19 protein-coding genes are annotated in these 22,684 nt (G+C 68.2%); 11 read left to right on the forward strand and 8 right to left on the reverse strand.

Annotation, left to right across the window (positions count from 1 at the left end; genetic code table 11):
* Positions 1-88: 88 nt before the first annotated feature.
* The 10 genes from D7006_RS16940 (at position 89) to D7006_RS16985 (ending at position 12,854) form a co-directional block, all read left to right on the forward strand.
* On the forward strand, positions 89-1,273 hold the full coding sequence (locus D7006_RS16940; RefSeq protein WP_237353855.1) for a muconate/chloromuconate family cycloisomerase: 1,185 nt from the start codon (positions 89-91) through the stop codon (positions 1,271-1,273).
* Positions 1,274-1,376: 103 nt separating this feature from the next.
* The gene (locus tag D7006_RS16945) at positions 1,377-2,735 is read left to right on the forward strand and encodes a Rieske 2Fe-2S domain-containing protein (RefSeq protein WP_237353856.1); all 1,359 of its coding nucleotides are present in this window, start codon (positions 1,377-1,379) and stop codon (positions 2,733-2,735) included.
* Positions 2,732-3,220 (forward strand): benzoate 1,2-dioxygenase small subunit, encoded by a 489-nt coding sequence (gene benB, locus D7006_RS16950; RefSeq protein ID WP_237353857.1) that lies wholly within the window; start codon positions 2,732-2,734, stop codon positions 3,218-3,220. Before D7006_RS16945 ends, benB begins: the two co-directional genes overlap by 4 nt.
* 32 nt (positions 3,221-3,252) lie before the next feature.
* Positions 3,253-4,275, forward strand: coding sequence for a benzoate 1,2-dioxygenase electron transfer component BenC (gene benC, locus D7006_RS16955; protein ID WP_237353858.1), 1,023 nt, complete (start codon positions 3,253-3,255; stop codon positions 4,273-4,275).
* Between the two features lie 56 nt (positions 4,276-4,331).
* Positions 4,332-5,666 carry an MFS transporter gene (locus D7006_RS16960; protein WP_237353859.1) on the forward strand — a complete coding sequence of 445 codons (1,335 nt, stop codon included), beginning with the start codon at positions 4,332-4,334 and terminating at the stop codon, positions 5,664-5,666.
* Positions 5,667-5,772: 106 nt separating this feature from the next.
* Complete coding sequence (catA, locus tag D7006_RS16965; protein ID WP_237353860.1) at positions 5,773-6,702, forward strand: catechol 1,2-dioxygenase; 930 nt, start codon at positions 5,773-5,775, stop codon at positions 6,700-6,702.
* A 54-nt stretch (positions 6,703-6,756) separates the two neighbouring features.
* Positions 6,757-8,034, forward strand: coding sequence for a GTPase (locus D7006_RS16970; RefSeq protein WP_237353861.1), 1,278 nt, complete (start codon positions 6,757-6,759; stop codon positions 8,032-8,034).
* Between the two features lie 86 nt (positions 8,035-8,120).
* The gene (locus D7006_RS16975; protein WP_237353862.1) at positions 8,121-9,653 is read left to right on the forward strand and encodes a GTPase; all 1,533 of its coding nucleotides are present in this window, start codon (positions 8,121-8,123) and stop codon (positions 9,651-9,653) included.
* Between the two features lie 209 nt (positions 9,654-9,862).
* The gene (gene tkt / locus D7006_RS16980) at positions 9,863-11,863 is read left to right on the forward strand and encodes a transketolase (RefSeq protein WP_237356938.1); all 2,001 of its coding nucleotides are present in this window, start codon (positions 9,863-9,865) and stop codon (positions 11,861-11,863) included.
* A gap of 31 nt (positions 11,864-11,894) precedes the next feature.
* Complete coding sequence (locus D7006_RS16985; RefSeq protein WP_237353863.1) at positions 11,895-12,854, forward strand: D-2-hydroxyacid dehydrogenase; 960 nt, start codon at positions 11,895-11,897, stop codon at positions 12,852-12,854.
* Positions 12,855-13,032: 178 nt separating this feature from the next.
* On the opposite strand, the gene D7006_RS16990 is transcribed toward D7006_RS16985, so the two are convergent.
* The 6 genes from D7006_RS16990 to D7006_RS17015 form a co-directional block, all read right to left on the reverse strand.
* Positions 13,033-14,955 carry a TRAP transporter large permease subunit gene (locus D7006_RS16990; protein ID WP_371745122.1) on the reverse strand — a complete coding sequence of 641 codons (1,923 nt, stop codon included), beginning with the start codon at positions 14,953-14,955 and terminating at the stop codon, positions 13,033-13,035.
* A gap of 26 nt (positions 14,956-14,981) precedes the next feature.
* Positions 14,982-16,007 (reverse strand): TRAP transporter substrate-binding protein, encoded by a 1,026-nt coding sequence (locus tag D7006_RS16995; RefSeq protein WP_169123046.1) that lies wholly within the window; start codon positions 16,005-16,007, stop codon positions 14,982-14,984.
* A 56-nt stretch (positions 16,008-16,063) separates the two neighbouring features.
* The gene (locus D7006_RS17000) at positions 16,064-16,942 is read right to left on the reverse strand and encodes an NAD(P)-dependent oxidoreductase (RefSeq protein ID WP_237353864.1); all 879 of its coding nucleotides are present in this window, start codon (positions 16,940-16,942) and stop codon (positions 16,064-16,066) included.
* Between the two features lie 53 nt (positions 16,943-16,995).
* Positions 16,996-18,033 (reverse strand): transketolase family protein, encoded by a 1,038-nt coding sequence (locus D7006_RS17005; protein WP_169123048.1) that lies wholly within the window; start codon positions 18,031-18,033, stop codon positions 16,996-16,998.
* Positions 18,030-18,869: a transketolase gene (locus D7006_RS17010; protein WP_229643717.1), complete on the reverse strand. Its 840-nt coding sequence runs from the start codon at positions 18,867-18,869 to the stop codon at positions 18,030-18,032. The genes D7006_RS17005 and D7006_RS17010 overlap by 4 nt, the downstream gene beginning before the upstream one ends.
* A gap of 89 nt (positions 18,870-18,958) precedes the next feature.
* Positions 18,959-19,708 carry an SDR family NAD(P)-dependent oxidoreductase gene (locus D7006_RS17015; RefSeq protein WP_237353865.1) on the reverse strand — a complete coding sequence of 250 codons (750 nt, stop codon included), beginning with the start codon at positions 19,706-19,708 and terminating at the stop codon, positions 18,959-18,961.
* 155 nt (positions 19,709-19,863) lie between these two features.
* On the opposite strand from D7006_RS17015, the gene D7006_RS17020 reads away from it, so the two are divergent.
* A complete protein-coding gene (locus tag D7006_RS17020) occupies positions 19,864-20,751 on the forward strand; it encodes a LysR substrate-binding domain-containing protein (protein ID WP_237353866.1) in 888 nt (295 codons plus the stop codon).
* Between the two features lie 105 nt (positions 20,752-20,856).
* Here the strand turns inward: D7006_RS17020 and D7006_RS17025 are convergent, their stop codons facing one another.
* Both D7006_RS17025 and D7006_RS17030 read right to left on the reverse strand, forming a co-directional pair.
* On the reverse strand, positions 20,857-21,630 hold the full coding sequence (locus D7006_RS17025) for an enoyl-CoA hydratase (RefSeq protein ID WP_237353867.1): 774 nt from the start codon (positions 21,628-21,630) through the stop codon (positions 20,857-20,859).
* Positions 21,631-21,641: 11 nt separating this feature from the next.
* Positions 21,642-22,640 (reverse strand): TRAP transporter substrate-binding protein, encoded by a 999-nt coding sequence (locus D7006_RS17030; protein WP_237353868.1) that lies wholly within the window; start codon positions 22,638-22,640, stop codon positions 21,642-21,644.
* Positions 22,641-22,684 lie beyond the last annotated feature (44 nt).

Raw genomic sequence — 22,684 nt, forward strand, 5'->3', positions numbered from 1 at the left:
ATATTTTTTCCGACATAATACCCACTGAGTATAATTGTAAACACAAAAGGTTTTGGACGGCGGGGCCCGTCATCCGCAAGGTGTCGCCATGAACGCGACCTTTGCACATCCCGTCCCGACCTCAGCTCCTGCCCGCGCCGTCATCGAGCGGGTGGAGACGGCGCTGATCGACCTTCCGACCATCCGGCCGCACAAGCTTTCGGTCGCGACCATGAACGGCCAGACGCTGATGCTGGTGCGCGTTCTGTGCAGCGACGGAGTGGTGGGCATCGGCGAGGGAACCACCATCGGCGGCCTCGCCTATGGCGGCGAGAGCCCGGAGAGCATGAAGCTCGCGGTCGATACCTATTTCGCGCCCCTGATGGTGGGCCAGGACGCCACCGCCGTGCGCGCGCTGATGCTGCGCATCGGCAAGATGGTGAAGGACAACCGCTTCGCGAAGAGCGCCGTGGAAACCGCCCTTCTCGACGCGCAGGGCAAACGACTGGGACAGCCGGTGAGCGAACTCCTGGGCGGCCGCCTGCGCTCCCGCCTGCCGGTCGCGTGGACCCTCGCATCGGGCGACACCGCCAAGGACATCGCCGAGGCGGAGAAGATGCTGGAGCTGCGGCGCCACCGCATCTTCAAGCTGAAGATCGGCGCGCGGACACCGGCCGCCGACGTCGCCCATGTCGCGACCATCAAGCGCGCGCTCGGAGACCGCGGCGCGGTGCGGGTGGACGTCAACATGGCCTGGAGCGAGACCGAAGCGGCCTACGGCATGGCCGCCCTCGCCGATGCCGGCTGCGAACTGGTCGAGCAGCCCGTCGCCACCGCCGCCGGACTGGCGCGGCTGGTGCGCCGCTTCCCGGTGGCGCTTATGGCGGACGAGTCGCTGCAGGGGCCGGAGAGCGCCTTCGAGATCGCGAGACATGCCGGCGCCGACGTGTTCGCCATCAAGATCGAGCAGAGCGGCGGCCTGTTCCAGGCCCAGCGTGTCGCCGCCATCGCCGATGCGGCCGGCATCGGCCTCTACGGCGGCACCATGCTGGAAGGCGCGGTGGGCACCATTGCCTCGGCCCAGCTGTTCTCCACGTTCGTCAACCTCCAGTGGGGCACCGAGCTGTTCGGCCCCCTGCTGCTGACCGAGGAAATTCTCGCCACGCCCCTCACCTACGCGGACTTCGAGCTGACCGTGCCTGCCGGGCCGGGCCTCGGCATCGCGCTCGACGAGGATCGCGTGGACTTCTTCACCCGGGGCCGGCCCCGCAAGACAACGAGCGTCGCCATATAGGGCGCGCCGCACCCGGTTCAACAATTTGCACGAACGCGCAGCCGGCCCCGGGCGATCTCCGCCCTCACGCCGACGAAGCGCAGCATCTCGAGGGAGGATAGCCATGTCAGCGACCGCCGAAAGGACCCGCGATCTCGACCGCCTGCTCGCCACTGCCGTGGTGGACGACAAGGAGGCCGGCGTCTTCCGCTGCCGCCGCGACATCTTCACCAACGAAGATCTCTTCGAGCTGGAGATGAAGCATATCTTCGAGAGCAACTGGGTGTATCTGGCCCATGAGAGCCAGATCCCGGAGAACAACGACTATTACACCACCTCCATCGGCCGCCAGCCCGTTGTGGTGACGCGGGACAAGGCGGGCGAACTCCACGCCGTCATCAATGCCTGCGCCCATCGCGGTGCGCTCCTGTGCCGGCGCAAGCACGGCAACAAGGGCAGCTTCACCTGCCCCTTCCACGGCTGGACCTTCTCCAACACCGGCAAGCTGCTCAAGGTGAAGGACGAGAAGACCACCCAGTACCCGCCCCAGTTCGCCAAGAACGGCTCCCACGATCTGAAGCGCGTGCCGCGCTTCGAGAGCTATCGCGGCTTCCTGTTCGGCAGCCTGAACGAGGACGTGGCGCCACTCGCCGACTATCTCGGTGAGACCAGGGCCATCATCGACCTGATCGTGGACCAGGCGCCGAACGGCCTCGAAGTGCTGCGGGGGAACTCGTCCTACATCTATGACGGGAACTGGAAGCTGCAGATGGAGAACGGCTGCGACGGCTATCACGTCAGCTCCGTTCACTGGAACTATGCGGCGACCATGGGCCGCCGCAAGGTGGAAGGCACCAAGGCGGTCGACGCCAACGGCTGGAGCCGTTCCGTCGCGGGCGTCTACGGCTTCGACAACGGCCACATCCTCCTGTGGACCAACACGATGAACCCCGAGGTGCGCCCGGTCTACGGCCACCGCGAGGAGATCGCCTCCCGTGTCGGCCAGGAGCGGGCGGACCTCATCGTCAACCAGACCCGCAACCTGTGCCTCTATCCCAACGTGTTCCTGATGGACCAGTTCAGCACGCAGATCCGCGTTGCGCGGCCCATCAGCGTGGACAAGACGGAGATCAGCATCTTCTGCTTCGCCCCCAAGGGTGAAAGCGCGGAGGACCGGGCGCTGCGCATCCGCCAGTATGAGGACTTCTTCAACGTCTCCGGCATGGGCACGTCGGACGACCTGGAGGAGTTCCGCGCCTGTCAGGTGGGCTATGCCGGCATCTCCGCCCTGTGGAACGACCTGTCCCGCGGCGCGCCCCTGTGGATCGAAGGCCCGGACGAAAATGCCAGGCGCCTGGGCATTCGCCCGCTCCTGTCCGGCGAGCGCAGCGAGGACGAAGGGCTGTTCGTGCGCCAGCACGAATACTGGGCGAAGGTGATGCGTGAGGCCGTGCCGCTCCGCGAGACGGGAGTTGCGGCATGAGCATCTCCCTCGAAGCCGCCCGCGCCTTCCTCTATCGCGAGGCGCGCCTTTTGGACGACCGTGCCTGGGACGAATGGCTCACCTGCTATGCGCCCGATGTCACCTACTGGATGCCTGCCTGGGATGACGATGACCGGCTCACCGAGGATCCGCAGTCGCAGATCTCGCTGATCTACTATGCCGATCGCGACGGGCTGGAAGACCGCGTCTTCCGCATCAAGACCGAACGCTCCGGCGCCTCCACGCCGGAGCCGCGCACGAGCCACAACGTGACCAACGTGGAACTCGTTGCCACGCGGCCGGGCGAGGTCGACCTCAGGTACAACTTCCACACCCTCAGCCACCGCTACAAGGTCACGGACCAGTTCTTCGGAACGATGCTCGTCACCCTTCGCGAGGATCAGGGTCAGATCACAATCTCGGCCAAGAAGATCGTTCTGAAGAACGACTACATCCGCCAGGTCATCGACGTCTATCACGTCTGACAGGCATCGATATCCGGCCCAGGGAGGGTTCCATGTCCAGCCATACCATCGCGCTCAATTTCGAGGATGGCGTCACGCGCATCATCGATTGCAAGGCCGGCGAAAAGGTGCTCGACGCGGCGTTCCGCAACAAGATCAATCTGCCCATGGACTGCTCCGACGGGGTCTGCGGAACCTGCAAGTGCCGCGCCGAAAGCGGCGCGTATGATCTGGGCGAAGACTATATCGAGGACGCGCTGACCGCCGACGAGGCGGCGCAGGGGCTGGTGCTGACCTGCCAGATGGTGCCGTCGAGCGACTGCATCATCGCCGTGCCGGTCACCTCGCTCTCCTGCAAGACGGGGCTGCAGAAATTCAGCGCGACGGTCGCGCAGGTGAGCCTCCACAACGACGCCGCGGTCGTCCTGGAACTGGACGTGGACGGCCCGGCGCCCGCCTTCCTGCCAGGTCAGTACGTCAACATCGACGTTCCAGGCACGGGGCTCACCCGCGCCTATTCCTTCTCCTCGGCGCCGGGCGAGACGCGCATCTCCTTCCTCATCAAGCGGATTCCCGGCGGGCTCATGAGCTCCTGGCTGGCGCGGGCGAAGCCGGGCGAGAGGCTCACTCTCAGCGGTCCGCTGGGCAGCTTCTATCTGCGCGACACAAGTGCGCCGTTGCTCTTCCTCGCCGGCGGCACGGGCCTCGCGCCCTTCCTCTCCATGCTGGAAGTGCTCGCCCGCGCAGGTTCGCAGCAGCAGATCCATCTCGTCTACGGCGTGACCCGCGACCTCGATCTCGTGCTGGTGGACGCGCTCGAAGCCTACACACCGCGCCTGCCGGGCTTTAGCTTCACCACCGTGGTGGCCGACGAGGCTTCGGCCCATCCGCGCAAGGGATGGGTCACCCAGCACATGCCCGACGACATGCTCCGCGCGGCGCCGGACGTCTATCTGTGCGGCCCCCCGCCCATGGTCGATGCCGTGCGCCGTCATTTCGAGGCGACGGGCGTGACGCCCAACTGCTTCCACTACGAGAAATTCACGCCCAACGCGCCGCTGAAGGAGAGCGCCTAGGGCTCGCGCCAGCGAACAAGATCAACGTGCAAAAGCACTCCGGGGAGGAAACCCACATGCGAAACATCGATATCACGGATGCCATCGACAAGGCGCCGTTCGGGCGCTTCCAATGGATGGTGGCCGCGCTCTGCGGGCTGCTGCTCGTGGTGGATGGCTATGACGTCTTCGTGGCCGGCACGGTGCTGCCCGCGCTGATGAAGGAGTGGGGCCTCAGCAAGCCGCAGGCCGGCACCCTTCAGGCCTGGGCCCTGTTCGGCATGATGTTCGGCGCCCTCGTCTTCGGTCCCCTCGCGGACAGGATCGGCCGCAAGAAGGGCATCGCCGTCTGCTTCCTCCTGTTCACCACATCCACCCTGCTTGCCGGCTTTGCCAATTCGCCGACCCAGTTCGGCATCTTCCGGTTCATCGCCGGTCTCGGCTGCGGCGGCCTGATGCCGAACGCGGTCGCGCTGATGAACGAATATGCGCCGAAGCGCCTGCGCAGCACCATGGTGGCCGTCATGTTCTCCGGCTATTCGGTGGGCGGCATGGTGGCGGCCGGCTTCGGCATCGGGCTCATCCCGCAATTCGGCTGGAAGCCCATGTTCTTCATCGCCGCCGTGCCCCTGCTCCTGCTGCCGCTGGTGCTGTGGAAGCTGCCGGAATCCCTCGGCTTCCTCCTCCGCCAGGGCAAGGAGGCGGAGGCCCGCACGATCTGGGCGAAGGTCGCCCCCTCCGCCCGGCTCGAGGCCGGCGACAGGCTGGTGTTCACCGAGAGCAAGAGCGCGTCCGCCTCGGTCGTCGAGCTCTTCCGCGACCAGCGGGCGGTGAGCACCGTGATGCTTTGGGCCGCCTTCTTTTGCTGCTTGCTGCTGGTTTACCTGCTGTCGTCCTGGCTGCCCAAGGTCCTGCAGGAAGTCGGCTATGCCGAGACCGCCAGTCTCCTGAGCCTCTTCTCGCTCAATTTCGGCGGCATGCTGGGGGCCATCCTCGGCGGACGGCTCGGCGATCGCTTCGGCCTGCCGCGGGTGGTGGTCGGCTTCTTCACCGCCGCCGCCGTGTCCATCGCGCTCATCGGCTTCGGCCTTCCGGCGCCCCTGCTGTTCGTGATGGTCTTCATCGCCGGAGCCACCACCATCGGCACGCAGATCCTGCTCTATGCCAGCGTGGCGCAGCTCTACAACCTGTCGATCCGGTCCACCGGCCTCGGCTGGGCCTCGGGCGTGGGCCGCATCGGCGCCATCGTCGGGCCGACGCTGGGGGGCGTGCTGCTGGCGCAGGAGCTGCCGCTGCAGCAGAACTTCCTGATCTTCGCGGTGCCCGCGGCGCTCTCGGCCCTCGCCATGCTGGTGTTCGCGGTGAACGCCGCGCGCCGCACCGCGACGGTCACGGCGGTCGCGACGGCCTAGGGAGTGGCCCCGCCTCGATCGGGCACGAGGACACCTGAACAAGATCACCGGCGCAATGGGCGAATTGAAGCCCGCGCCACCAGAAAGCGAAATGGAGGACACGAGGATGGGCGTGAAGATTTTCAACGGCAAGGACGTGCAGGACTTCCTGCGGATCATCGCCAATCTGGATGGCGCCGGCGGCAACGAGCGGGCGAAGCAGGTGGTGCACCGCATCGTCTCCGATCTGTTCAAGACCATCGAGGATTTCGACCTGACCCCGGATGAGGTCTGGCTCGGCATCAACTATCTCAACAAGCTCGGCTCGGAGGGCGAGGCGGCGCTGCTGGCGGCCGGTATCGGCCTTGAACACTACATCGACATGCGCCTCGATGCCGAGGATGCCGAGCTCGGCATCACCGGCGGCACGCCGCGCACCATCGAGGGACCGCTCTACGTGGCCGGCGCCCCCGAGCAGAAGAGCAAGGCGCGCCTCGACAAGAATCCCGATCCCGACGCCGGCCCCCTACGCATCCACGGCCGCGTCACCGGTCCGGACGGCGCTCCGGTGGCGGATGCCCTGGTGGAAGTCTGGCATTCGGATTCCAAGGGCTTCTACTCGCATTTCGACCCCACCGGCCGGCAGAGCGAGTTCAACCTGCGCGGCGCGATCCGCACCGGCGCCGACGGGCGCTATGAGGTGCTCACCCGGATGCCGGCCTCCTATGGCTGCCCGCCCTCCGGCGCGACGCAGACCCTGCTGAACCAGCTCAACCGCCACGGCAACCGCCCGGCCCACGTGCACTTCTTCGTCACCACGGACAGCTTCCGCAAGCTGACGACGCAGTTCAACATCGAGGGCGACCCGCTGATCTGGGACGACTTCGCCTTCGCCACCCGCGAGGGTCTCATCCCCCACGTGGTGGAGCGCACAGGCGGCCAGGCGGTCGGCTTCGAGGAGGACGGCTATCGGGATATCGAGTTCAACATCGAACTGACCCCGAAGGTCGCCGGCAAGGACAACCAGATCGTCGAGCGCGCCCGCGCCGCGGCCTGAGCGAAAACCGGCGGCAGCGCGAATGCTGCCGCCGGACACGCACGGGAAGCCAAGATGCCCGACGCCTCTCTTCGCCAGCCGGCAACGCCCGCCCTCCCTGCGCGGTGGCGCGACGTGCTCTGCGTCCTGCCGCATCGGGACGGCGACCTCGCGCGCCTCGATGAACTGGCGGCGGCAGATGCCCCCGTCGTCACCGTCATCGGCAAGTACAATCACGGCAAGAGCCGTCTGCTCAACGAGCTGATGCGCCGGGATGCCTTCGCCGTGGCCGACCGGCGCCAGACCATTCAGCTGGCCGAGTGCCGGCACGGGGGCGTGCGCTGGCTCGATGCGCCCGGGCTGGATGCGGACGTGGCCGGAGAAGACGACCGGCATGCGCTGCGGGCCGTCTGGCTGTCGTCCGACATTCGCCTGTTCGTCCATGCCGCGCGCGAAGGCGAGCTCGACGCCGCGGAACGGGCGCTTATCGAGACGCTGCACGCTGACAGCCAGCGCACCGGTCGCGAGACGCTGATCGTGGTGACGCAAGCCGACCAGATGGAAGACGACGACGCGCTCGGCCGCGTGGTGTCGGCCATCGCGGATCAAGTGCCGGGCGCAGGCCTTCATGTCGTCTCCTCCACCCGCCATCGCCGGGGACTGGAGGACGGCAAAACCCTGCTGGTCCAGCGCAGCGGCATTCCCGAGCTGGAGCGCGCTCTAGCGGACGCGCTCGCGCGGGTGCCGGCCGCGCGGGCCCATGAGACCAGCCTGTTGCGGGGCGAGATGCGCGCGGAACTTGGAAGTGTTCGGCGTGCCGAGGCTGAGACGCTCGCGTCACTTCGGCAGCAGCAGGAAGCCCAGCGGCGCGCCTTCGACGACGGACTTGAGACCCTGCTTGCGGCAATCGGCCAGGACATGGAGGAGGTCGTGGCACTCCCCGGCCCCGACCTCGCGCTGGTGGCGGACACCGGCCGCGAGCGCTATGCCACGACCGCCGCGAAGCTGGAGCGCGCGCGCATCCAGGTGGCCTATTCGAGGGCGTGCATCCGCCTCGACGGGTTCCTCGCAGGTCACGGTGTCTCCAGCTTGCCGCAGGAGCAGCAGACCGCTGCGGGGAGCCTCAACACGGTCATGGTGGCGGTCATGGGCGTCTCGGTAAAATTCCGGGCGGACCTGCGCCGCATGTTCTGCGAGGCGCCGGGGCGGGCGCGGCTGCAGGCGGCCTTCGCGCACTATTTCGAGCTGTCGCGGTCGCAAGCTGCGCTGCGGGACAGGATCACCGAGGCCGCCGCCGTGCTGGATGCGACCGACCGCGCCCTTGCCGCCCTGCCGCCGGACGCCGCGCCATGAGGGCGGAGACGATGGACCGCGGTGGCCCCTCGCCGGCACTCAATGAGCCGTCAACACGCGCGGCTCTGTCCGAGGAACAGCTTTTCATGGCCGAGGCCGAGGCGGCCGCGCTCGCCTCGGATGACCTTAGCCCCGCGCTCGCCCGTCTGGACGGGTGGCTTTCAGGTCTGGGCACGGGCCTTGCCAGCGCCCGCATCGACGCCGCAGCATTGCGGGAGGACAGCGAGATCGCCCGCCGCGTCGCGGCGACGAATGCCGCTGTTGATGCTTGCGTCTCGGACTGGCCCCGGCAACGCGACGCGCTGCGGCCCGCCGAGGCGCTGGCGCGGAGCCTGGACCAGGCCGTTGTCCTGCTGGTGTTCGGCAAGTTCAATGCGGGCAAGAGTTCGCTCTGCAATCTCATGGCCGACCGCTTCGCGGCACATGGCGCGGAAGTCGCGTTTTTTCAGCTCGACGCCGACGGGCGCCTGGAGCCATGCGCCCGCTTCACGGAAGGTGCGACGGAGACCACATCGCGCATTCAGGGCATCCGGCTGGGCCAACGGCTGGTGCTGCTCGACACGCCCGGCCTCCATTCCGCCACCGGCGAGCACGCGGCGCTCACCCGCCGCTTCGCCGACTGCGCCGATGCGGTGCTTTGGCTCACCAGTTCCTCCACGCCGGGGCAGGTGCAGGAACTGGACGAGCTTGCCGGCGAATTGCGCCGCGGCAAGCCCCTGCTGCCGGTCATCACCCGCAGCGACCGCTATGAAGAAGACGAGATCGACGGCGCACTGGTGAAGCTCATGCGCAACAAGCCCACGGCCGACCGCTGCGGGCAGGAGGCTGATGTGGCCGAGCGTGCGCGCGACAAGCTCGCTGCGCTGGGGCTGGACGTGACGCAGTTGCGGCTGCCCGTATCGGTCTCCGTCCATATGGCGCGGGTGGAGGGAGCGAGCCCAGCCGCCATGGCGGCGGCGGGCATGGATCGTCTCTATTCTGCCCTGCGGTCCCTCGTTTCGCCGGCACTGGCTTATCGGCGCCGCAAGCCGGCCGAGGTGCGGCTGCGCCATCTGGACGAAACCGTCCTCGGCGGCCTGCAAGCTCTGCTGCGGCCCGCGCTGGAGCAGCTGAATGCCGCGCTGGACGACGCGACGGGCCAGCTCGCCCTCCGGGGCGCGCAGGTCCAGGAGGATGTGTGGCGCGCCGTCGTCCCCCTTCTGCCGGACCTGCTCGATGCCCAAGCCCGTGAGCGGGATGCAGATGGCGTCCGCCGCAACGTATCGCGCGCCCTGCAATCGGCATGGGGCGAGGCACGGGACGCCCACTTCCGCGATTATCGGCTCGGCTGCGATGCGCAACCTGCCCCGTTCGAGCCCGCCACGGACATCGGCTTCGAGGAGATCATGATCGAGGTGGACGATAGCCTCCAGTCTGCTGGGGTCGACGCCACGCGCCTGCACGCCGCTTTGGAGCGGGAGATCCGGGATTGGGCGGCCGTTGCGGCCGACCACGCGCGGGAGGAATGTGCCGAGAGCCTTCGCGAGGTGATGGCGGGCGCCGCGCGCCTCGATGCCGTCCTTCGCGCCCACGAGGCGAGCCTCCGCGAGATCAGGAGCGACCTTCGCGCACCCGCCTGAACGCGCCTTGATTCATCCGCGATGAACGCAAGGCTCGGAAAATCCGCGGCGGGCCGGGCGCATCCATGAACTAGATTCACCAATCGGTGTGTTTTTCGCGTTACCGACCTTCGGCGGCTTTCGGCATCATCGCGCCCCTAAAAGACCAAGGCACGATGAGGAGACGACCCTTGACCGGTCAAGCCCCCGCCACGACGGGCGATATCGCCATTTCCGCCGACCCGGGCGCCCCCCTAGCCGAGGCGCTCCAGCCTCTGGCGCACGCCATCCGCTTCCTGGCGGTGGACGCCATTCTCGCCGCCGGCGAAGGCCATCAGGGCGTTCCCCTCGGCATGGCCGAGATCGCGACGGTGCTCTACAGCCGTCACCTGAAGTTCGATCCCGCCGACCCGACCTGGCCGGACCGCGACCGGGTGGTGCTCTCCAACGGGCACGGCTCCACCCTGCTCTATTCGTTGCTGCACCTCACCGGCTATCACCACATCTCGCTCGACGCGGTGAAGAGCTTCCGTGAACTCGGCTCACCCTGCGCCGGCCATCCGGAATACGAGCCCGCCGCCGGCATCGAGACCACCACCGGCCCGCTCGGGCAGGGCATCGCCAATGCGCTGGGCATGGCCATCGCCGAAGCCCATCTCAACGCGCGCTTCGGCGACGACCTCATCGATCACCGCACCTGGGCCTTCGTCGGCGACGGCTGCCTGCAGGAAGGCGTGGGGCAGGAGGTGATCCAACTCGCCGGCCACCTCAGGCTCGGCAAGCTCACCTTCTTCTGGGACGACAACGCCATCACCGACGATGGCTCCACCGAGCTGTCCATCTCCGAGAACGTGGCCGAACGCTTCCGCGTGGCCGGCTGGCACGTGGTGGAGATCGACGGCCACGACATCGAAGCCGTGGACGCGGCCATCACCGCCGCCAAGGCGGATCCCCGCCCCTCCATGATCGCCTGCAAGACGACCATCGCCCGCGGCATCCCCCGCCTCGAAGGCCAGCGCGGCGGCCATTCCGGCAAGCTGTTCCCCGAGGATCGCAGCCAGATGGCCGCGCGCTTCGGCTGGTCGGCCGGCAGCTTCGACATCCCCGCCGACATCGGCGCCGCCTGGCGCGCCACCGGCTCGGCGGGTGCGGAAACCCGGGCGGCCTGGCGCAAGCGGCTGGCGGACACCGGCAATGCGGTGCAGGACGAATTTCACCGCACCGTCTCCGGCACGCTTGCCGCCCGCTGGCGCGAGGCCATCCACGCCTACAAGGCGAAGATGGCGGCCGAGGAGAAGGCGGACTTCTCCATCGCCACCTCCGGCGACATCGCGGCGGCGCTCTATGAGGTGCTGCCCGAGATCATGACCGCCTGCGCGGACCTTGAGGCGCCCACCAACCACAAGCGCCAGCTCTCCGCCTTCACCGCGAAGGACCGGGCCGGCCGCTACATCCATTGCGGCGTGCGCGAGCATGCCATGGGCTCGCTGGCCAACGGTATGGCCGCCCATGGCGGCGTCATCCCGCTCGCCGTCACTTACCTGCCCTTCTCGGATTACGAGCGCCCTGCCCTGCGCATGGCGGCGCTCATGGGGCTGCCGGTGAAGTTCGTGTTCAGTCACGATTCCATCGGCATCGGCAAGAACGGCCCCACCCACCAGCCGGTGGAGATCATCGCCTCGCTGCGCGCCATGCCGAACATGATGGTGCTGCGCCCGTGCGATGCCATCGAAGCGGCGGAGGCCTGGGAGATCGCGCTGGAGCATCGCACCGGCCCGGTGGCGATGGTGTTCGCGCGCCAGTCCCTGCCGGCTTTGCGGCGCGACGGCGGCGCGGAGAACCGTTCGGCGCGAGGCGCCTACGTGCTTCAGGAGGCCGAGGGCGGCCCGCGCCGCGTCACCCTCATTTCCACCGGCTCGGAAGTGCAGATCGCCGTGGAGGCCCGCGCGCAGCTTCAGGCGGCCGGCATTCCCACCGCCGTCGTCTCCATGCCCTGCTGGAGCCTGTTCGAGGCGCAGGATGCCGCCTATCGCAAGGCGGTGCTGGGCACGGGCACCGTGCGCGTCGCGGTGGAAGCGGCGGTGAAGTTCGGCTGGGAGCGCTGGATCGGCGAGGATGGCGGCTTCGTCGGCATGACGGGCTTTGGAGCCTCCGGCCCGGCCGATGCGTTGTACCGGCACTTCGGCATCACCGCCGAGGCCGTGGCCGAGGCCGCGCGCGTGCGGCTCTGAGCCTGTCGCGACAATCGGAAAGAGCAAGACCATGCACAAGATCGTCGTTCTCGACCGCGACACCATCGCGCCCGAGGTCCAGGTCCGCCGCCCCTCCTTTGCCCATGAATGGGTGGAATATGCGCGCACCAGCCCGAGCGAGGTCATCGCCCGGGCCAAGGACGCCACCATCATCATCAACAACAAGGTGGACCTGCGCGCCGACACGCTGGCCCAGCTGCCGCAGCTCAAGCTCATCGCCATCGCCGCCACCGGCACCGATTGCGTGGACAAGACGGCGGCGGCCGCGCAGGGCGTGCCGACGGTGAACATCCGCGGCTATGCCAAGGCCACCGTGCCGGAGCACACCTTCGCACTGCTCCTCTCCCTCGCCCGCTCCATCGTACCCTACCGACAGGAGGTGCTGGAGGGCGCGTGGCAGGCGGCGCAGCAGTTCTGCTTCTTCACCAACCCCATCGTGGACCTCGCCGGCCGCAGGCTCGGCATCGTCGGCGCTGGCGTGCTGGGCTCGCAGGTGGCGGGCATCGCGCGGGCCTTCGGCATGGACGTGGTGTTCTACGATCCCATGGCGAAGCCGGGCACTGCGGGCGTCGTCAGCCTCGACGAGCTGATCGAGACCTCCCACGCCATCACCCTGCACTGCCCGCTGACCGACGAGACGCGCGGCATGTTCGACATGGCCGCCTTCCGGCGCATGAAGAACCAGCCGATCCTCATCAACACCGCCCGCGGCGGGCTGATCGTGGAGGAAGACCTGGAGGTCGCCCTCGACGAAGGGCTGGTGAGCGCCGCCGGCCTCGACGTGACCCTGCCGGAGCCGCCCGCTCCCGACAGCGCCTTCATGCGGCTCGCACGGCGGCGCAACGTCATCTGCACGCCGCACATCGCCTGGGCCTCGCTGGAGGCCCAGCAGGCGCTGGCCGACCAGCTCATCGACAACGTCGAGAACTTCGTCGCCGGTAGCCCCACGAACGTGGTCTCGCCCGACTGAGGCGTCTCGCACCATTTCAGTGTTGGCAGAACGCCGGCCGGAACTCTTCCGGCCGGCGCTTTCGTTTGCTCCTGGCGATCCTCGGCACAAAAAAAGGCCCACCGGCGAACCGGCGGGCCTTCAGGCTAGGGAGCTTGCAAGACGGGAAGCGGGGCCCGGTCTGCGCCGGGCGCCCTCCTCAGGGCAGGAAGCCGATGGAGATCCACGGCACCGCGGCCACCACCGCCAGCGCGATCAGCAGCACCAGCATGTAGCCGACGATGGGTTTCATGCCCTCGTCCGGGTTCACGTCGCCGATAGCCGTGGCGCAGTAATAGCCGACGCCGAAGGGCGGGGCGAAGAGGCCGATGCCCATGGCGAGGATGACCACCATCGCATAGTGGACCTCGTGGATGCCCATCTGCCGCGCGATCGGGAACAGGAGTGGCCCGAACAGCACGATGGACGGGATGCCCTCCAGCACCGAGCCAAGGATGATGAAGGCGAGGATGGAGACCACCATGAACGTCGCCGCGCCGCCCGGCAGGCCGGACATCACCTTGGCGAGGTTCTGCGAGAAGCCGGACTGGGTGAGCGCCCAGGCCATGCCCGTCGCCGCGCCGATGATGAGCAGGATCGCGCCGGAGAGCGCGGCCGTGCTGATCATCATCGGCACCACCCGGCTCCACTCGAACTGCCGGTAGACGAGCAGGCCTACCACCACCGAATAGATGATGCCGATGGTGGAGACTTCTGTCGCCGTGGCGATGCCCTCCATCACCGCGCCGCGGATGACGAACGGCAGGGCGATGGCCGGAAGCGCGATGCCCGCCGACCACAGGATGTCCCGCGCGGAGACGCGCTTGACGTTGGAAAGGTCGTCGTTGCGGTAGCGGTAGCGCACGAGGAGGCACAGGGCGAGGCCGAGCACCAGAGCGGGCAGAAGTCCGCCGGTGAACAGCGCCGCGATGGACACGCCCGTGACCGAGCCGATGGTGAGCAGCACGAGGGAGGGCGGGATCGTCTCCGTCTGCGCGCCGGTGGCGGCGAGCAGGGCCACGAGATCACCCTTCTTGGCGCCGCGCTTCACCATTTCCGGGAACAGCACCGGCGTCACCGCCGCCATGTCCGCCGCCTTCGAGCCGGAGATGCCCGAGACGAGATACATGGCGCCGATCAGCACGTACGAGAGGCCGCCGCGCACATGGCCGAGAAGGCTGGCGAGGAAGCCCACCAGCGCGCGGGCCATGCCGGTCATCTCGATGAGAAGGCCGAGGAATACGAACAGCGGCACCGACAGAAGGATGAGGTGGCTCATGCCCTCATCCATGCGCCCCACCACCACCGCGAGCGGGGTCGTGGTCGTGAAGGTGAGATAGCCCACCGTCGCGAGGCCGAAGGAGAAGGCGATGGGCACCCCGGCGAACACCGACGCCGCCACGAGGCCGACAAGGAAGATGAGCAGGTTGTAGTTGCCCAGCGTCTTCAGCCAGGGCGAGGCCACATGGCCGAGGGCGACCGCCAGGACGAGGCAGACGCACACCACCGCCACCTGTTTCGGATTGGCCGCGCGCAGCAGCTTCAGGAAGCTGACGAGCGCCATGAGGCCGATGCCGATGGGCAGCGCGGCCGCCTTCCACGTGTTGGGCACGTCGAGGGCCGGCAGCGTGACGAACATTTCGTCCTCGGCATACTCGATGGCGGGATGCAGCACCGCCATGAGGAAGACGAGGGGCGCGGCGAGGGCCAGCGTCTCCAGCACCGACCTCACGCGCGGCGAGGCCATGCTGACGAGGGCGGTCATGCGCATGTGGCTGTCGCGCTGGAGGGCCAGCACCGCGCCGAACATGGCGAGCCAGATGAACAGGACCGAGGCGAGTTCGTCCGACCACACGATGGGGCTGTGCAGCGCATAGCGCTTCACCACGCCGACGAAGAGCACGGTGATCTCGGCCAGCACGAGGGCGGCGGCGAGATATTCCACCACCCGGCAGAGGGCCGTCTCCACACCGAAGACGGCGCGGCGCCAGCCGGTGGGAAGCGCCTGGGTCGGCGCCTCCTCGGTGGCGTAGGCTTCGTGCAGCGCGTGGGTTTCATCCAGCGCGTGCCCGGGCGGCGGCATGGAATGCGATACGTGCTGCGACATGCTCACCCCCCCAGCTTGCCGACGGCGGCTTCGAGCAGGCCCCACGCCTCATCGCCATACTTCGCCTTCCACTCGCCGTAGAAGGGGGTGGAGGCCAGCGCCTTGCGGAACAGCTCGCGGTCCACGTCGATGAAGGTGATGCCCTTGGCGGTGAGGTCCGCGCGCAGGCTCTGGTTGAGCGAGGCGATGTCGGCGCGCTGGTCCACGGCCGACTTGTCCAGCTCGCGGGTGACGACGGCGCGGACGTCCTCCGGCAGCGTGCCCCAAGCGCGGCGGTTGCCGAGGATGACGTAGCCATCCCACACATGGCCGGTCATGGAGCAGGACTTCTGCACCTCGTAGAGGCGGGTGGAAGCGATGATGGCGAGCGGGTTTTCCTGGCCCTCCACCACCTTGGTCTGGAGCGCGGAGTAGAGCTCATTGAAGTTGATGGGCGTGGCGCCGGCGTTCAGCGACTTGAACACCGAGGTCAGCATGGGAGCGGGCGGGACACGGATCTTGAAGCCGTTCAGGTCCTGCGGCGTGCGGATCTCGCGGGTGGACGAGGTGATCTGGCGGAAGCCGTTGTCCCAGAACTTGGCGGGGGCGACGAGGCCGGTCTTCTCGATCTGCGTGCGGATGTACTTGCCGAGGTCGCCGTCGACCGCCTTCCACACCGTCGCATAGTCGGGGAAGGCGAAGCCGGTGTTGACGATGCCGGAGACCGGAACCAGCGTCGCGAGGATCGAGGTGGAGAGGTTGAAGAACTCGACGCCGCCCGAGCGCACCTGGGCGAGGAGATCGGTGTCCGAGCCGAGCTGGTTGGCCGGGAACAGCTTGATCTCGACGCGGCCGGAGGTGGCCTCGCGGATGCGGTCGAGAGCTTCCTGGGCGCGCTTGTTGACCGGGTGGGTGGGATCCTGCCCGGTGGCGTACTTGTAGGTGAACTCGGCGGCCTCACCCCGGCGGGTGAGGATGCTGAACAGGGGCAGCGCGGCGCCGGCGGCCAGCACATGACGGCGGGTCAGGCCGGTCTTGGTCGGTTTCATGGTGTCTTCTCCCTAGTGTGCCGCTTTCGGCGGCTTGGTCGTTTGGAAAGAGGGGACTAGGCCCGGCCCTGTAGGGCTCGGTATGCGTCGATGACCTTGCTGTCGTCCTTTGCGCCCTTGCCCTGTCCGGAGACGGCGAGGAACATCTGGTGGGCGGTTGCGGCGAGGGGCAGCGCGGTCTTCGCGCCGGCACCGGCTTCCAGCACGATGCCGAGGTCCTTCACGAAGATGTCCACCGCGCTGGTCACGCGCGGCTCGCTCTCCAGCATGCGCGGTCCGCGGTCCCTCAGCATCCAGCTGGAGGCCGCCGAGCCGGAGACGATGTCGAGCATGGCGTTCATGTCGAGGCCGAGCGTCTCGGCCAGCGACAGCGCCTCGCCGGCGACCGCCAGATGGACGCCGCACAGAAGCTGGTTCACCGCCTTGGCAGTGGCGCCCTGCCCGGCCTTCTCGCCCAGCAGCACCACCTTGGAGCCCATGGCGTCCAGCACCGGTTTCACCTGCGCGAACAGGTCGGACGGTGCCGCCACCATGATGGTGAGGCTGCCCGCCTCGGCCCCCACCACACCGCCGGAGACCGGGGCGTCCACGAGGCGGCGGCCTTCGGCCTCCACACGTCTGGCAAGGGCTGCGACGGCGGCCGGCGGGCAGGTGGCCATCAGGATCACCGTGCCGCCTTCAGGCAGATGCGCCAACGCGCCCGCGCCGAACAGGATGTCCTCGGCCTGGGTGGCGTTCACCACCATCAGCACCGCGGCATCCTGGCCGGCGAAGGCGTCGGTAAGGCTGGTTGCGGCCACGCCCCCGGCGGCGGCGACCTTCGCCCCGGCCTCGGGGCGAAGGTCGAAGCCGGTCACGGCGAACCCCGCGCGGGCGAGATTGCCGGCCATGGGCAGGCCCATGGAGCCGAGCCCCACAAAGCCGATCTTCTTCATCTTGTCCTCCCGCTCGGCCCGCCTCTCTTGCCGGAGGCTGGGGCCGTATGGATCTATTTCAGCCAGCCCTTCACCTGCGCGCAGAGCGCGTCGGTGGAGATGCCGTAGCGATCGTGCAAGGTCGGCAGCGCGCCGGCCGCAAGGAATTCGTCGGGCAGGCCGATCATGCGGAAGGCGGGGTGGACGCCCTCGCGCATCAGCAGCCCCGCCACCGCCTCGCCGAGGCCGCCGATGACGGTGTGATTCTCCACCACCACCACAAGGCGGCCGGGCTTGGCGCAGGCCTCCAGAAGGGTCGCGGTGTCGAGCGGCTTGATGGTGGGCACATGCAGCACGCCCACGTCCACGCGGTCCGCCTCGAGGGCCTTGGCGGCCTCCAGCGCGCGCATGGTCATGATGCCGGACGAGATGAGCAGCACCTCGTAGCCGTCGCGCAGCATCTTCGCCTTGCCCAGCTCGAAGGTGTAGCCGTACTCGTCGAGCACGAGCGGCACCTGGCCGCGCAGCAGGCGCATATAGACCGGGCCCTTGTGGGCGACGATGGCCGGCACCGCCTGCTCGATCTCGTGCGCGTCGCACGGGTCGATCACCGTCATGTTCGGGATGGCGCGCATGAGCGCCAAATCCTCGGCCGCCTGGTGCGAGGGGCCGTAGCCGGAGGTGAGGCCCGGCAGCGCGCAGACGATCTTCACGTTGCGGTCTTCTTCCGCGATCGTCTGGTGGATGAAGTCATAGGCCCGGCGCGAGGCGAACACCGCATAGGTGGTGGCGAAGGGCGTGAAGCCCTCGGCCGCGAGGCCCGAGGCCGCGCCGAACAGCAGCTGCTCGGCCATGCCCATCTGGTAGTAGCGATCCGGGAACGCCTGCTGGAAGATGTGCAGGTCGGTGTACTTGCCGAGGTCCGCCGTCATGCCGACGATGGAGGGATCGGTCTTCGCGCATTCCACCAGCGCGTGGCCGAAGGGGGCTGGCTTGGTGCGCTGCCCCTCGCCCGCGATGGACGCGATCATGGCGGAGGTGGTCAGGCGCGGTTTGGCGGGGGCGTCGGCGCCCTTGGCGGCGGGAGCGGGATGAGCCGTGGCGGGTTTCATGCGGGCTTCCTCTCGTCGAGGGCGGCCAGGGCCAGCTGCCACTCATGGGCATCCACACGGATGAAATGGTTCTTGTCGCGCGCCTCGAGGAAGGGGATGCCCTTGCCCATGAGCGTGTCGGCGATGATCATGCTGGGCCGGCCGCCATTGGCGTCCTTGGCCGCATCGAAGGCGGCGCGCACGGCGCCGAGGTCGTTGCCGTCCACCCGCTGCACGAACCAGTTGAACGCCGCGAGCTTCTCCGCCAGCGGCTCGAAGCCGAGCATGGAGGTGGAGGGGCCGTCCGCCTGCTGGTTGTTCACGTCGACGATGGCGATGAGGTTGTCGAGCTTGTAATGGGCGGCCGACATGATGGCCTCCCACACCGAGCCCTCGTCCAGCTCGCCGTCGGAGAACAGGGTGTAGACGCGGCTGTCAGAGCCCTTGCGCTTGAGGCCGAGGCACTTGCCCACCGCGATGGACAGGCCGAGGCCGAGCGAGCCGCCGGACATCTCCATGCCCGGGGTGTAGCTCGCCATGCCCGACATGGGCAGGCGGCTGTCGTCGAACCCGTAGGTCTCCAGCTCGTCCTCGGGGACGATGCCGGCCTCGATCAGCGCCGCATAGAGCGCGATCGCATAATGGCCGTTGGAAAGCAGGAAGCGGTCGCGCCCCTCCCATTCGGGGTTCTGGGGCTCGTAGCGCATGGCATGGAAATAGGCGGTGGCCAGCACATCGGCGATGTCGAGCGCCTGGGCGATGTACCCCTGCCCCTGAACCTCGCCCATGCGGATCGCATGCCGACGAATGTTCCAGGCGCGCCGCTCCAGCGAGACGTTGGAAGGTGAAATGGTCATGTCCCTGTTCCTGTCGAGGAGCGCCCGCGCCGGGACGGGTCCGGCCGCCATGCGACCAGCCATCCCGCGCGCGCCGTGGCGGACCGGGATTAGTGGATCAGCATGCCGCCATTGACGTCGATGACGGCGCCGGTGACGTAGGCAGACAGGTCGCTGGCGAGGAACAGATAGATTCCGGCCACGTCGCTCGCATCGCCGAGGCGGTTGAGCGGGATGCCCTTCAGGATGTCCTTGCGCATCTCGTCCGTCAGCTTGCCGCCGGTGATGTCGGTCTGGATCAGGCCGGGGGTGACGCAGTTCACGCGGATGCCGTCCACGCCGAACTCGCGGGCCATCGCCTTGGCGAGGCCGAGCACGCCCGCCTTCGCGGAGGAATAGTGCGGGCCGCCGAAGATGCCGCCGCCGCGCTGCGCGGACACCGACGACATGCAGGCGATGGAACCGGACTTGCGCTCGCGCATGTGCGGGATGAACACTTGGCTGAGGAACAGGACGCCCTTGCAGTTGATGTCCTGGATGCGGTCCCAGCTCGCCTCGTCGATGTCGAGGGTCTTCACCGGCTGGGTCACGCCGGCATTGTTGACGAGGATGTCGACGTGTCCGAACGCCTTGATCACTTCATCCGCGGCAGCCTGGCACGAGGCCTTGTTGGCGACGTCGCAGCCGACGCCGATGTGCTCCGGGCCGAGCTCGGCGGCAGCGGCCTTGGCGGCGGCCTCGTCAATGTCGAGAATGGCGATGCGCGCGCCATGGGCGGCGAACAGCTTCGCCGTGGCAAGACCAATGCCGCGGGCGCTGGCCGCCCCCGAGATGGCGGCGGTCTTGTTCTGAAGCAACATGGTTTCCTCCACGAGGGGCCTCTTTTTGTAAGGGTGATACTGGCTCCCCTTTTCCCGGCTGAAAAACGCAAAAATTGCGCCAATGGATGAATCATGTTCATCTAAAGCCCTGGATTGCCCGCCGTTCCCTTACGGCCCCCTTCATGAGAGCTCACATGAAGCGCCTTCCCCTCTCCGCCCTCCAGGCTTTCGAGTCCGCCGCGCGCCGTGGCTCCTTCCGCGTCGCCGGCGAGGAGCTGGGCATCTCGCCGAGCGCCATCAGCCACGCCGTGCGCAAGCTGGAGGACCTGATGGGCGCGGCGCTGTTCGAGCGGGAGGGCCGCGCGGTGCGGCTCAACCCGGCGGGCGAGGCGCTGATGCGCCATGTGGCGGCGGGGTTCGACGAGATGCGGCAGGGCATCGAGATGGTCGGCGCCCGCTCGGTGAACCTGCTGCGGCTCCACTGCGCGCCGTCACTGGCCGCCCAATGGCTGCTGCCGCGGCTGCGCACGCTGCTCGCCAAGCAGCCGGGGCTGGAGGTGCGGCTCGCGGCCGGCGTCGACTACCCGCGCTTCGAGCATGACGAGTTCGACGCCGACATCTGCTACGGCCCGCCGCGGCAGGAGGGGCTGATCGTCGTGCCCCTCGGCGAGGAGACGGTGACGCCCCTGTGCGCGCCGGAGATGGCCGCGCGTATCTCAGGCCCCCTCGACCTGCTGGACCACGATCTGATCGAGAGCGACAACAAACGCGTGCGCTGGAACCACTGGTTCGAATCCAACGGCGTCGCCCCGCCCGGCCCGCGCGGCTCGCGCTTCGACCGCTCCTTCATGGCCATCGCCGCGGCGGTGGACGGGCTCGGGATCGCGCTGGAATCCACCCGCCTCGCCGAACGCGAGATCGCCCGCGGCCAATTGGTGGCGCCGCTGGCCGACAAGGCCAACGACGTGACCTATGTAGGGCACTACCTCGTCTTCCCCCGTGCTGCAAAGGCGCGGCGGGCGGTGCGCATGTTCGCCACCTGGATCACGCAGGAACTCGATTTACCCACGCCTCGCATGTGAGGGAGACGCGGGGTCGGGGCGGGGCACCATCATCTCCTCCCGCCCCGCAGGATCGGGGCGGGAGGATCATCACCCGACGTCCATTCTCAAGCCGGTCCCGCCGGGTCACATGTCGCGAAACTGCGGCGCGCGCTTCTCCACGAAGGCGGCCATGCCCTCCTTCTGGTCCTGTGTCGCGAACAGGGCGTGGAAGGTCCGACGCTCGAACAGGAGCCCCTCGGACAGCGAGGTCTCGAAGGCACGGTTGACGGCCTCCTTGATCGCCATCGTGCTGATGCGGGACTTAGTGGCGATCCCCTCCGCCACGGCCTGTGCTTCGGCGAGCAGTTCCGATGCCGGGACGACCCGTGAAACAAGGCCCAGACGTTCCGCCTCCGCGGCATCCATCATCCGGCCGGTCAGGCAGAGATCCATGGTCTTGGCCTTGCCGATGGCGCGCGCGAGGCGCTGTGTGCCGCCCGCGCCGGGCATCACGCCGATCTTCACCTCCGGCAGGGCGAACCGCGCCGTTTCGGCCGCGATGATGACATCGCACATCATCATGATCTCGCAGCCACCGCCGAGGGCATAGCCCGCCACCGCGGCGACGAGAGGCTTGCGCAGGTGCGCGATGGCATCCCAGGAGGCGAGGAAGTCCTCAAGGAACGTCTCAGGATAGCTGCGGCCCGCCGCCTCCTTGATATCCGCTCCGGCGGCGAAGGCGCGTTCCGAGCCGGTGAGAACCACGCAGCCGATGTCGGGATCGGCGCCGAACCCGGCGAGGGCGCGCACAATTTCGCCCACCATCGCCGCGTTCAGGGCATTGAGCGCCTCCGGCCGATCCAGCGTGATCCAGCCCACCCGGCCGGCGACGCGGGTCTGAATGAAGTCGTATGCCATCGGCTTTCCCATCACTTGCGGTCCGCCCCGATCTGCGCGCGGAAGTCCCGCCAGGTGTCGGGGAAGCGCTCGGAGAAGCTGGCGGCCACCGGCGAGACGGCCTCGCGCCAGGGCTTGAGATCGGTCACGGTGACGATGGCCGCGCCTTTGGCGGCCATGTCCTTGAGGATCGCCGCGTCGTCCGCCTCCATGCGCCCCCAGCCTTCGGTGATGTTGGTGCGGGCGGCCGCGAGCAGCGCATCGCGATCGGCGGTGGAGAGGCGATCGATCGCGTCCTTCCGCGCCACCAGCACGTAGGTGATCATCATCAGCCCCGGCGCGTGGGTGGCCTTGGGGGCGGCCATGCCGAGCTGAGAGGTCCAGGCGCCGGGAGAGGTGAAGACCCCGTCGAGGGCGCCGCGCTCGAAGGCGGGCTTCATCTCGGGAATGGGCAGCACCACCGGGTCCGCCGAGAGGCGGCGCATGATGTCCTCGTAGGTGCCGGACCCGGCCACGCGGATCTTCAGCCCCTTGAGGTCCGCCGGGGTCGCGACGCGCTTGTCGCGGAAGACGAAGAGCTGGTCCGCGCCCCGCATCAGGCCGATCACCCGCAGGTCCTGCTTCTGGGCGAGCGTGTCGAGGAGGTCCACCACGCCACGGCGCGCGGCTGGCTGGGCCATGGCGGTGTCGTCGAGCGCGAAGGGCAGATTGATGAAGCCGAAGCGCGGATCGAGGCGCTCCAGATTGGCCGCATTGACGAAGGTGAGTTCCGCCTTCCCGGCCTTCAACGCCTCGATGGAGGCGAACCCTGGGTAGATGGTGCCGCCCGGATTGGCGGCGATCGTCAGCCGGCCCGAGGTTGTCTTGGCCACATCCTCCGCCATGGCCGTGAAGTAGGGCACGCGCGGATGATTGGCCGGGATGTCGAACACGAGCCTCAGCTCGTCCGCCGTGGCGACGGACGGAAGCGCGGCGAGGGGGGCGAGCGTCATCATCGCCGCCCCGAGAAGGCGGCCGACAGTCTTGGTCATGGGCGTGTTCCTCCGGTGTTGCGCGCGTTGGGGCGCGTCGTTCA

This window comes from Xanthobacter sp. YC-JY1 (genome assembly GCF_021730305.1).
In the GTDB taxonomy this organism is placed as follows: domain Bacteria; phylum Pseudomonadota; class Alphaproteobacteria; order Rhizobiales; family Xanthobacteraceae; genus Xanthobacter; species Xanthobacter flavus.